The sequence below is a fragment of the Lentilactobacillus rapi DSM 19907 = JCM 15042 genome (assembly GCF_001436255.1).
Lineage (GTDB): Bacteria > Bacillota > Bacilli > Lactobacillales > Lactobacillaceae > Lentilactobacillus > Lentilactobacillus rapi.
The window spans coordinates 76,440-88,823 of the sequence record NZ_AZEI01000078.1 but is presented as its reverse complement, the minus strand read 5'-3'; the positions used below and the strand labels follow the sequence as shown (position 1 = coordinate 88,823).

The following is a 12,384-nucleotide window of genomic DNA, read 5'->3' as shown; positions in this document are numbered from 1 at the left end:
CACCCATAGCGCAACTGGATAGAGTGTCTGACTACGAATCAGAAGGTTGTAGGTTCGACTCCTACTGGGTGCATTTTTTATTGCCATCATTTTCGGGAAGTAGCTCAGCTTGGTAGAGCACCTGGTTTGGGACCAGGGGGTCGCAGGTTCGAATCCTGTCTTCCCGACTTTTTTATCGATATATTTTGTGATATATTGATTATGTTAACTGAATATTGCTTAATCATCGGGAAGTAGCTCAGCTTGGTAGAGCACTACGTTCGGGACGTAGGGGTCGCAAGTTCAAATCTTGTTTTCCCGATTTTTTTGTATCTTGAAATAAACTCCTTGCAAAGAAATGGTTCATAAGATGACAAAGGAAGTTGTTTGGCTAAGTTCCCCAATAATGGCCCAAGCAACTTCCTTTTTGCAATGATCAATATAATTTAGAATTAGTTACCAAGTGAATAGGTCTTAGATAAGTGACTAGCATTGGCGCTGTGGTCAAATGAAATTAAAAAGAATAAAGCCACCAAAAATACGAGGCCCCAAATAATGATAAATGGCGTCCATGGCGTGATCCCACTTAATGACGGGTTAACCGAAAGCCCGGCACTCCAGTCGAATAATGAATGGAGAAGAACATTCCAACCCATGGTATTTGTTGCAATTCGAATTGAAGCGAGCATCAAGCCTAGGACAAAGGCATAAATGACCTGTTGGACGGTCGTGTTAAGGGGCTGATGCAGCGCATTTACAAAATGAAATAACCCAAAAAGAACTGACGAAGAGCAGGCAGCCAATGTGTACTTCAAACGATGGCGATTAAAAACGCTTAGGCATGAAGATAAGAGTAATCCTCGGAACAAAAACTCCTCGCAAATGCCAGCAGATAGTGCCATGAATGTATCACCAATTAACGTTTTCGAACCAAGCACTTGGATAATTTTACCAGTTACATTTCGGAATACGAACAAAACTGCTAATACTAATAAAAAACACCAGACCTTTGTAGACTTTCTGTATTTAACGTGTGAATTGCGGAGCTTGTCCGCTCCAATTATGTAATACACGATACCTGCAACGATAAGTGCAAATACAAAACGAAAAGACGCGTGAATAAGCGGGCTGGTTCCGTGAAGAACGACGTCTATTCCTAAGTACAGCGTCACAAGGACGACTGCTGAAACAAACTGCATAGATATGGGTAATCGACTTTTGGACATGAGGGGCCTCCTAAAATTATAATAGGTCTATTATCCACCACCTTTTGGGATTATCAAGGTCCCATATTAGAAAGCAACCGACTAGCTTTCCAGGCTTGATTTAACGAAGATAAACCTGCACATAACTGAAAACAAGCACCGAGGTTCCTTGCCACATAGCAGAAACGTGCGAAAACAAGCAAGAATCTGCGCGTAAGCACCTTTGAAAAAAATTCCAAGCCTGGAATTTCCTCTAAAGGCAACTTAGGGTGCTACAAATAAAAGATTCTTTTACACAGTAAACGTGCTCCGACGACACTGAACCCTAATGTATGAACCAAGGGGGACAACGATGTTCCCATTACATAGAAACGTGCTCAGCCCATCAGTTTCCTGCACATAAATGAAAATAAGTACCGAGGTTCTTTGGCACATAGCAGAAACGTGCGAAAACAAGCAAGAATCTGCGCGTAAGCACCTTTAGAGAAAATTCCCAACCCCGGAATTTCCTCTAAAGGCAACTTACACTCCGATTCTTAACCGCTTGTTTTCGCACTCTCAATCCTTTTCCTTGCACTTTCCTCAGACATTCGTATAATAATAGTCAATATTAGTCAAAGAATGGGTGATGAAATGGCCGACGAAAATATTTCAGATTTAATTGAACGTTATTTAAAAGAAATCCTTGCAGATAACGAACAGGTTAAGATTCGTCGTTCTGAAATTGCTGGTTTGTTTGACGTTGTACCGTCCCAAATCAACTACGTGATCAATACGCGATTTACCATTCAAAATGGTTATATTGTTGAGAGCAAGCGTGGTGGTGGCGGCTACATTAGAATAGAAAAAGTCCGCTTATTAGACGATATCGACGTTTTAGATTCATTAATCGCCGCGATTGGTAACAAGTTATCCAAAAGAGATAGTGAAACAATCGTTCAAACGTTATATAATAATGACTTAATTAATCGTAGAGAGGCCAGCATTATTTTGGCCGCGATTGATAAAGATGCGATTGACCTGAACAATAACGATTTAACAGATATCATGAGAGCGAATATAATGATATCAATCCTGAATCGTTTACGTTACGAAGGATAGAAAGTGAGGGTGTCTATGAATAATTTGTTTACTCCAAGCGCTAAGAATGTTTTAACCATCGCTCAGGAACAAGCCAAGAAATTTAAACATCAGGCTATCGGTACTGAACACCTTTTACTAGGTCTACTGATTGAAACGAATGGGATCGCTTATAAAGCACTTCAACAGTTCTCAGTAACTGCCGAAGATGTCACAGAAGAAGTCGAACGGTTTGCTGGTTATGGCAACTTGAAGAACCTTTCAAGCACGGATTACCTGCCATATTCACCAAAGGCTAAGGAAGTTCTAGCCCAAGCAGGAGATTTCGCCAAGAAAAATGGCGTTCCTAAAGTAGGAACCGAACACATTTTACTTTCACTTCTAACCGATGAGACAATCTTATCATCCAGAATTTTAATTAATTTGGGGCTTGATCTATCACAAATTCGCAAAGTAACATTGCGCAAAATGGGAATTAGTGGTGGTTCAATGGCTTCAAACATGGCAGCCAAGCAACGGGGCCGTCAATCAAAACGAAATGAATCAAAGACACCAACGATTGATTCATTGGCTCGTGACTTAACTGAATTAGCTCGTCAAGACCGGCTTGATCCAACCATTGGCCGTGATCTTGAAGTTAAGCGGGTGGTTCAGATTTTAGCTCGGCGGACTAAGAATAACCCAGTTCTCATTGGGGAACCCGGCGTTGGAAAAACAGCCATTGCAGAAGGCCTTGCTGAACGAATCGTTAAGGGCGAAGTTCCCGGTGACATGGTCAATAAACGCTTGATGATGCTCGACATGGGCTCGTTGGTTGCCGGAACCAAGTACCGTGGCGAATTCGAAGACCGCTTGAAGAAAGTGATCGATGAAATCTATTCAGATGGTAACATCATTCTCTTCATTGATGAGTTGCATACCTTGATTGGTGCCGGTGGTGCTGAAGGGGCAATCGATGCCTCCAACATATTGAAACCAGCTTTGGCTCGTGGTGAGCTTCAGTTGATTGGGGCAACAACGCTTGATGAATACCAAAAGTACATTGAATCGGATGCTGCCTTGGAACGTCGATTTGCCAAAGTGATGGTTGACGAACCAACGACTGACGAAACTGCTCAGATTCTCAAAGGGCTGCGGCCAAAGTACGAACAACATCATCATGTTGAAATTACCGATGAAGCAATTGAAACAGCGGTTAACCTTTCAAACCGTTACATTAGTGACCGGTTCTTACCAGATAAGGCCATTGATTTGATGGATGAAGCAGCTGCCAAAGTTCGAATTGACCATCTCCAAAATTCCGAAGTTGTTGACGATCACAAACAATTGTCTGAGTTGCTTTCACAATTAAATGAAGCCTTGGTTGCACAAGACTATGACAAGGCTGCCAAATTGCGTAAGCAGGCTAATAAGTTGCAAGATGAGTTAGCCAAGGACGATCAATCTGATGACGGTGATGAAACGCATTACCCAGTCAAAGAAACTGGTCAGGATGTCGCCGAAATTGTGGGCGAATGGACTGGCATTCCAGTAACGCGTTTGAGTCGGACAGAAGCTGATCGATTGGTTAATTTGGAAAAGGTTCTTCACAAGCGGGTTGTTGGCCAGGAAGAAGCTATTTCAGCCGTTTCTCGTTCAATTCGAAGAGCCCGGAGTGGTTTGAAAGATCCAAATCGCCCAATTGGTTCGTTCATGTTCCTTGGACCTACTGGGGTTGGTAAGACCGAACTTGCCAAAGCAGTGGCAGAGGCAGTCTTTGGTTCTGAAGATGATATGATCAGAGTCGACATGAGTGAGTTCATGGAGAAGTACTCAACAAGTCGTTTGATTGGGTCTGCTCCTGGATACGTCGGTTATGACGAAGGTGGTCAACTGACCGAAAAAGTTCGTCAGAAGCCATACTCCGTTGTCCTGTTTGATGAAGTTGAAAAGGCCCACCCAGATGTCTTTAACCTGTTACTGCAAGTCTTAGACGATGGTTACCTGACCGATTCAAAGGGTCGTAAGATTGACTTTAGAAATACCGTCATTATCATGACTTCCAACCTTGGCGCCACAACGCTTCGTGATAAGAAGACTGTTGGGTTTGGTCAAGAAGATCCTAAGGAAGGCTACAATGAAATGAAGGATACGATTCAGGCTGCTTTGAAGAAGCAATTCCGACCAGAGTTCTTGAATCGAATTGACGAAGTCGTTGTCTTCCACTCATTGACCAAGGCTGAACTTGGCCAGATTGTGCACTTGATGACCAAGCCGGTTATCAAACGAATTCACGATCAAGGCATTGATATCAAAGTGACGAAGACCGCCATTGGCATCATTGCCGATCGGGGTTACGATCCTCAATATGGTGCCCGGCCAATTCGGCGAGCTATCCAAACCGAATTGGAAGACAAGTTGAGTGCCAAATTGCTGGCCAAAGAGATTGTTCCTGGTGATTCGGTAACAGTTGGTGGTCGTAACAAGCAGATTACAATTTCAGTTAAAAAGCCAGAACGCCAAACTTTGGTGAATAACAAAAAATAACCGCGGTTCGAAGCAATATCGGTTGACATTTATCGTTTAGATTGGTATATTGTTAGTTGTATTTGTTGTGAATCGAAATGGTCAACGCGATCTATTGTCCGGGTTGACCTGCATAAAAAACCAAAAGCAAGTTGAGCTTGTTTTTGGATTTTTTTTGCTCAAAATCCGGTAAAAAGCGCAATTGTAATCAAATTGTAACATTTCGATTCCGGAATTTTTTGGAGAGGTGAAAAACTTGGCAGGACACTTAGTTAAATATGGAAAACACCGTACCCGACGAAGTTATGCACGAATCAAAGAAGTGCTTGATTTACCGAACCTTATTGAAATCCAGACTAATTCTTACAACTGGTTTTTAGATGAGGGACTTCGCGAAACATTCGAAGGCATTATGCCAATCGATGATTTTCAAGGAAAACTATCATTAGAGTTTGTTGATTATCAATTATTAGAGCCAAAATACACGGTAGATGAGGCTCGTGAACATGAAGCTAACTACTCAGCTCCACTTCACATTACCTTGAAATTAACCAATCACGAGACTGGCGAAATTAAGACCCAAGATGTATTCTTTGGCGATTTTCCACTAATGACTGATCAAGGTACGTTTATTATTAATGGGGCAGAACGGGTAATTGTTTCTCAATTAGTTCGTTCACCTGGTGTCTATTATCACGAAGATACCGACAAGAATGGCCGGGCTTCTTATGGAACGACTGTAATTCCTAACAGAGGTGCTTGGCTAGAATTTGAAACCGACGCAAAGAATATTGCTTATGTTCGAATTGATCGAACCCGAAAAATTCCTTTGACCGAATTAATCAGAGCCCTTGGTTTTGGCAGTGACTCAGAGATTATTGACATGCTGGGTGACAGTGAAAGCCTCGGCTTAACATTGGAAAAGGATGTTCATAAGGACACTGATGATTCTCGTGTTGAAGAATCATTGAAGGATATTTATGAACGACTACGTCCCGGCGAGCCTAAGACTGCTGATTCATCAAGAAGTTTGCTGACCGCCCGCTTCTTTGATCCAAAGCGTTATGATATGGCGCCCGTTGGCCGTTACAAGACTAACAAGAAGTTGAGCTTGAAGAATCGTTTGTTAGGTTTGACATTGGGTGAAACCCTTGCTGACCCTGATACCGGTGAAATTATTGCCCAAAAGGGAACGGTTGTCACTAAGGACGTTATGAAAGACTTGGCGCCTTATCTTGATAAGAAGGATTTCAAGGCTTACACCTTCAATCCATCAGATGAAGCGGTTGTAACAAAGCCGATGACTGTTCAAATCATTCAGGTTCAATCAGTCAATGATCCTGATCGAGTTGTGCCAATCATTGGTAATGACAACATTCCATTGAGCTTCAAACACATCACTCCAGCAGACATCATCTCTTCAATGAACTACTTCTTTAACCTACAAGAAGGCATTGGCAGCATTGATGATATCGACCATTTGGGTAACCGGCGAATCCGTTCAGTTGGTGAGCTTTTGCAAAACCAATTCCGAATTGGCTTATCTCGAATGGAACGAGTTGTTCGTGAAAGAATGTCAATTCAGGATACGTCAACCGTTACGCCTCAACAATTGATTAACATTCGTCCAGTGGTTGCTTCAATCAAGGAATTCTTTGGTTCATCACAATTGTCACAATTCATGGACCAAACCAATCCACTTGGCGAATTAACGCATAAGCGTCGTCTGTCAGCCCTTGGACCTGGTGGTTTGACTCGTGACCGTGCCGGATATGAAGTCCGAGATGTTCACTATACTCATTATGGCCGGATGTGTCCGATCGAAACGCCTGAAGGTCCTAACATTGGATTGATTAACAGTTTGTCCAGTTACGCCCGGGTTAACAAGTATGGGTTCATCGAGACGCCGTACCGACGGGTTGATTGGACGACCCATAAGGTTACTGACCGAATCGATTACTTGACTGCTGATGAAGAAGATAACTTTGTTATTGCACAGGCTAACTCACCATTGAATGATGATGGTTCATTTGTTAATAACATCGTTATGGCTCGTCACCAATCAAATAACATTGAAATCAGCATTGATAAAGTTGATTACATGGATGTTTCGCCTAAGCAAGTTGTTGCCGTAGCGACTGCATGTATTCCTTTCTTGGAAAATGATGATTCCAACCGTGCTTTGATGGGTGCCAACATGCAACGTCAGGCCGTTCCTTTGGTCGACCCACATGCACCACTTGTTGGAACTGGTATTGAATACAAAGCCGCTCATGATTCCGGAGTTGCCTTGATTTGCAAGTACCCAGGAACTGTTGAATACGTTGATGCTCGTGAAATCCGAGTTCGTCGTGACGACAAGTCATTGGATAAGTACAAGTTAATGAAATTCCGTCGATCAAACGGTGGTAAGAACTATAACCAACGGCCAATCGTTAAAGTTGGCGATCACGTTGATGCTGATGAAATTTTAGCCGATGGTCCATCAATGGAAGGCGGGGAATTGGCACTTGGTCAAAACCCAGTTGTGGCCTTCATGACATGGCAAGGTTATAACTTCGAAGATGCCATCGCCATCAGTGAACGACTCGTTAAAGATGATGTTTACACATCCATTCATATTGAAGAATATGAGTCAGAAACTCGGGATACTAAATTAGGACCTGAGGAAATGACCAGAGAAATTCCTAACGTTGGTGAAGATGCATTAAAGAACCTCGACGAAGACGGAACTGTCCGGATTGGTGCCGAAGTTCATGATGGTGACATTTTAGTTGGTAAGGTAACGCCTAAAGGGGTAACTGAATTATCCGCTGAAGAGCGATTACTCCATGCGATTTTCGGTGAAAAATCACGTGAAGTTCGTGACACCTCATTGAGAGTTCCTCATGGTGGTGGCGGCATCATCCAAGATGTCAAAATCTTCACTCGTGAAAATGGTGATGAGCTTTCACCTGGTGTTAACCGGATGGTTCGAGTTTACATCGCCCAGAAACGTAAGATCCAAGTTGGTGACAAGATGTCTGGTCGTCATGGTAACAAGGGTACCGTTTCTGTTGTGATTCCTGAAGAGGATATGCCATTCTTGCCAGATGGAACTCCAGTTGACATCATGTTGAGTCCCATGGGTGTGCCATCACGGATGAACATTGGTCAAGTATTGGAACTCCATCTAGGGATGGCTGCTCGAAAGCTTGGAATCCATGTTGCAACACCTGTTTTCGATGGTGCCCGAGATAAAGATATTTGGGATGCTGTTAAGGAAGCCGGAATGCCTTCAGATGGTAAATACATCTTGTACGATGGCCGTACCGGTGAACCATTTGATAAGAAGATCGCCGTTGGTGTCATGCATTACCTGAAGCTTGCCCACATGGTTGATGATAAGATTCATGCCCGTTCAATTGGACCTTACTCATTAGTTACGCAACAGCCTTTAGGTGGTAAAGCACAGTTTGGTGGTCAGCGTTTTGGTGAAATGGAAGTTTGGGCACTTGAAGCTTATGGTGCTGCTTACACACTCCAAGAAATTTTGACTTACAAGTCTGACGACGTTGTTGGTCGGGTTAAGACTTATGAAGCCATTGTTAAAGGTGAGCCAATTCCAAAGCCTGGTGTGCCAGAATCATTCCGTGTGCTTGTTAAAGAGTTACAGTCACTCGGCCTTGATATGAAGGTTCTTGACTCCAGTCACAAGGAAATCGAACTTCGTGACCTTGATGATGACGATGATGTCGTTAACGTTGATGCATTGAGCAAGTTGGCTCAAAAGAAAGATCAGGAAGCAAAAGATAAAAAAGCCGCTGCTGATCAAGAAGCAACCAAATCAACCAACGTTAACAACAGTAATGACTAAGGGAGGTCAAACTAGTGGTCGATGTTAATAAATTCGAGAGTATGCAAATTGGATTAGCCTCTCCTGATAAGATCCGTAGTTGGTCATATGGTGAAGTTAAGAAACCAGAAACCATTAACTACCGAACTTTGAAGCCTGAAAAAGACGGCTTGTTCGATGAGCGAATTTTCGGTCCAACCAAGGACTGGGAATGTGCTTGTGGTAAATACAAACGAATCCGGTATAAGGGAATCGTTTGTGACCGCTGTGGGGTTGAAGTTACCCGTTCAAAGGTTCGTCGTGAACGAATGGGCCATATTGAATTGGCAGCGCCAGTTACCCACATTTGGTACTTCAAGGGAATTCCTAGCCGAATGGGACTTGTCCTTGACATGAGCCCACGGGCACTTGAAGAAATTATTTACTTTGCTTCATACGTTGTTACTGAACCAGGTAACACCCCTATGGAGAAAAAACAATTACTTTCAGAACGGGAATATCGTGATAAGAAGCAAGAATACGGTCCTCGTTTTGAAGCACAAATTGGTGCCGAAGCAATTAAGACGTTACTAAACGACGTTGATGTTGAAAAAGAAGTTGTTGAATTAAAGGATGAATTGAAGAATGCCACTGGCCAAAAGCGGACGCGTGCCGTTCGTCGTTTGGACATTTTGGAAGCCTTCGTTCAATCTGGCAACCAACTTTCATGGATGGTAATGGATGCAATTCCGGTTATCCCACCTGATCTTCGGCCAATGGTTCAATTGGAAGGTGGCCGGTTTGCCACTTCTGATTTGAATGATTTGTATCGTCGAGTAATCAACCGGAACAACCGACTCAAACGATTACTTGATTTGAACGCCCCAGGAATCATTGTTCAAAACGAAAAGCGGATGCTTCAAGAAGCCGTTGATGCTTTGATCGATAATGGTCGTCGTGGTCGTCCAGTTGCTGGTCCCGGAAACCGGCCATTGAAGTCCCTTTCACACATGTTGAAGGGAAAGCAAGGTCGCTTCCGTCAGAACTTACTTGGTAAGCGGGTTGATTATTCTGGCCGTTCAGTTATCGATGTTGGTCCTCATTTGCGAATGAACCAAATGGGATTACCAGTTCCAATGGCGATGGAATTATTCAAGCCATTTATCATGAAGGAATTGGTTGGCCGCAATTTAGCTTCCAACATTAAGAACGCTAAGCGCAAAATTGAACGCCAAGATGACGATGTCTTCAGCGTCTTGGAAGATGTTATCAAGGAACACCCTGTTCTGTTGAACCGGGCCCCTACGCTTCACAGACTTGGTATTCAAGCCTTTGAACCTGTTCTGGTTAGTGGTAAATCAATGCGATTGCACCCACTTGTTTGTGAAGCCTACAACGCCGACTTTGATGGTGACCAAATGGCGATTCACGTTCCGCTATCTGACGAAGCTCAAGCTGAATCTCGACTATTAATGTTGGCTGCTGGCCACATTTTGGCTCCTAAAGATGGTAAGCCAGTTGTAACGCCATCTCAAGATATGGTTATCGGTAACTATTATCTCACCATGGAAGAAGCCGGCCGTGAGGGTGAAGGAATGATCTTTAACTCACCTGACGAAGCTCAGTTAGCTTACAAGAACGGAATTGTTCATTGGCATACTCGAGTTGGAATTAAGGCATCTGCTTATCCTAAGAAGACGTTTACTAAGGATCAACTTGGTAAGATTTTGGTCACTTCAGTTGGTAAGATCATTTTCAACCGAATTTTGCCAGAAGACTTCCCATATATTAACGAACCTACTGACACCAATATTAATAATTATGTTGATGACAAGTACTTCCTTGAACCAGGTGAAGATATCCATGAGCATTTAAAAGATGCCAAATTGGTACCACCATTCAAGAAAGGGTTCTTAAGTGACATTATCGCTGAAGTTTATAAGCGTTATAAGGTGACTGAAACCTCATTCTTCTTGGATCGCATGAAGGATCTTGGGTACAATGAATCAACTAAATCTGGCTTGACAGTGGGGATTACTGATATTACTCAGTTGCCCGACAAACAAGCATTGATTGACGCTGCTCATAAGAAAGTTGATATGGTTACCAAGCAGTTCCGTCGTGGTTTGATTACGGATCACGAGCGTTACGAACGAGTAATCGGTATTTGGAACGATGCTAAGGATGACATTCAGAAACGTTTGATGGATGAACAGGATCCACAAAACCCTATCTATATGATGAGTGATTCTGGTGCCCGTGGTAACATTTCAAACTTTACTCAGTTGGCTGGAATGCGTGGCTTGATGGCCGCTCCTAACGGTGAAATCATGGAACTGCCAATTACATCAAACTTCCGTGAGGGACTTTCTGTTTTGGAAATGTTCATTTCAACCCATGGGGCCCGTAAAGGGATGACTGATACCGCCCTTAAGACCGCCAACTCTGGTTACTTGACCCGTCGACTTGTTGATGTGGCCCAAGATGTCATTGTTCGTGAAAAGGACTGTGGTACCGATCGTGGATTGACTATCAGTGCAATTACTGAAGGAAATGAAATGATCGAACCATTGTATGACCGAATTCTTGGCCGATATGCTCACAAGACGGTTAAGAACCCTAAGACTGGTGAAGTGATTGTTCCTGCTAATACAATGATCACTGAAGACCAAGCTCAACAAATTGACGCCCTCGGCATTAAAGAAGTCACGATCCGTTCAGCATTTACTTGCAATACCATTCATGGTGTTTGTGAGAAGTGTTATGGTCGTAACTTGGCTACTGGAGACGAAGTTGAAGTTGGTGAAGCAGTTGGGACTGTTGCTGCTCAATCAATTGGTGAACCTGGTACCCAGTTAACCATGCGGAACTTCCATACCGGTGGTGTTGCTGGTAACGCTGATATCACCCAAGGATTGCCTCGAGTTCAAGAAATTTTTGAAGCCCGTAATCCAAAAGGTAAAGCTGAGATCAGTGAAGTTACTGGTACTGTTGAATCGATCGAAGAAAATCCGGCTGAAAGAACCAAGGAAGTCACTGTTAAAGGTGAGTCTGACACAAGAACTTATACGGTTCCGATTACGGCTCAAATGAAAGTTGCTGAAGGTGACTTCATTCACCGTGGATCTGCTTTGAACGAAGGTTCTGTTGATCCTAAGGAATTGTTGAAGGTCCGAGACGTCCTTTCAACTGAAAACTACCTCTTGCATGAAGTTCAGAAAGTTTACCGAATGCAAGGTGTGGAAGTTTCTGATAAGCATGTGGAAATCATGATTAGACAGATGCTTCGTAAAGTTCGTATCATGGATCCAGGTGACACTGATGTGCTTCCAGGAACCTTGATGGATATCTTTGATTTCAAGGATAGTAACGCTGATACTGTTGTTTCCGGTGGAATTCCAGCTACTGCTCGTCCAGTATTGCTTGGAATTACCAAAGCCGCTCTTGAAACCAATAGTTTCTTGTCTGCTGCTTCATTCCAGGAAACAACTCGTGTATTAACTGATGCTGCTATTCGTGGAAAGAATGACCCGCTTGTTGGTTTGAAGGAAAATGTTATCATTGGTAAATTGATTCCTGCTGGTACAGGAATGCCTGATTACCGTGGTATTAAGCCAAAGGAAATTGGCAATTCTTCAACTGATGGGGTTTACTCGATCAGCGAACTTGAAGAAAAAATGAAAGCTGAAGATGCAAGTAAGAGTAAGACCACTAAGTAGAAATTACTGAACGGTTGACTTGCATTTTCAAAGTAAAGAGGCACTATTCCAATTCGGAGTAGTGCCTCTTTACGATACATAG

General features: G+C 43.0%; 5 protein-coding genes and 3 tRNA genes. 7 read left to right on the top strand and 1 reads right to left on the bottom strand.

Annotation, left to right across the window (positions count from 1 at the left end):
* The 3 genes from FD12_RS11330 to FD12_RS11320 all read left to right on the top strand — a co-directional run bounded on the left by FD12_RS11330 (position 1) and on the right by FD12_RS11320 (position 301).
* Positions 1–73 (top strand) — tRNA-Arg (locus FD12_RS11330).
* Between the two features lie 20 nt (positions 74–93).
* Positions 94–167: transfer RNA gene (locus FD12_RS11325), tRNA-Pro, on the top strand.
* A 60-nt stretch (positions 168–227) separates the two neighbouring features.
* Positions 228–301 (top strand) — tRNA-Pro (locus FD12_RS11320).
* A gap of 130 nt (positions 302–431) precedes the next feature.
* On the opposite strand, the gene FD12_RS11315 is transcribed toward FD12_RS11320, so the two are convergent.
* Positions 432–1,205: a CPBP family intramembrane glutamic endopeptidase gene (locus tag FD12_RS11315; protein WP_056983227.1), complete on the bottom strand. Its 774-nt coding sequence runs from the start codon at positions 1,203–1,205 to the stop codon at positions 432–434.
* A gap of 612 nt (positions 1,206–1,817) precedes the next feature.
* Here FD12_RS11315 and FD12_RS11310 point away from each other — a divergent pair.
* The 4 genes from FD12_RS11310 to rpoC all read left to right on the top strand — a co-directional run bounded on the left by FD12_RS11310 (position 1,818) and on the right by rpoC (position 12,302).
* A complete protein-coding gene (locus FD12_RS11310; protein WP_056983225.1) occupies positions 1,818–2,285 on the top strand; it encodes a CtsR family transcriptional regulator in 468 nt (155 codons plus the stop codon).
* A gap of 15 nt (positions 2,286–2,300) precedes the next feature.
* Positions 2,301–4,790 (top strand): ATP-dependent Clp protease ATP-binding subunit, encoded by a 2,490-nt coding sequence (locus tag FD12_RS11305; RefSeq protein ID WP_054747211.1) that lies wholly within the window; start codon positions 2,301–2,303, stop codon positions 4,788–4,790.
* A gap of 226 nt (positions 4,791–5,016) precedes the next feature.
* Positions 5,017–8,625 carry a DNA-directed RNA polymerase subunit beta gene (gene rpoB, locus FD12_RS11300; RefSeq protein ID WP_056983223.1) on the top strand — a complete coding sequence of 1,203 codons (3,609 nt, stop codon included), beginning with the start codon at positions 5,017–5,019 and terminating at the stop codon, positions 8,623–8,625.
* 14 nt (positions 8,626–8,639) lie between these two features.
* Complete coding sequence (gene rpoC / locus FD12_RS11295) at positions 8,640–12,302, top strand: DNA-directed RNA polymerase subunit beta' (RefSeq protein WP_056983220.1); 3,663 nt, start codon at positions 8,640–8,642, stop codon at positions 12,300–12,302.
* Positions 12,303–12,384: the final 82 nt, after the last annotated feature.

What these genes read in the sequence shown, in the direction of transcription:
- FD12_RS11310 (WP_056983225.1), top strand. Translation starts at nt 1,818, where the DNA reads ATGGCCGACGAAAATATTTCAGATTTAATTGAACGTTATTTAAAAGAA.
- FD12_RS11315 (WP_056983227.1), bottom strand. Translation starts at nt 1,205, where the DNA reads ATGTCCAAAAGTCGATTACCCATATCTATGCAGTTTGTTTCAGCAGTC.
- FD12_RS11305 (WP_054747211.1), top strand. Translation starts at nt 2,301, where the DNA reads ATGAATAATTTGTTTACTCCAAGCGCTAAGAATGTTTTAACCATCGCT.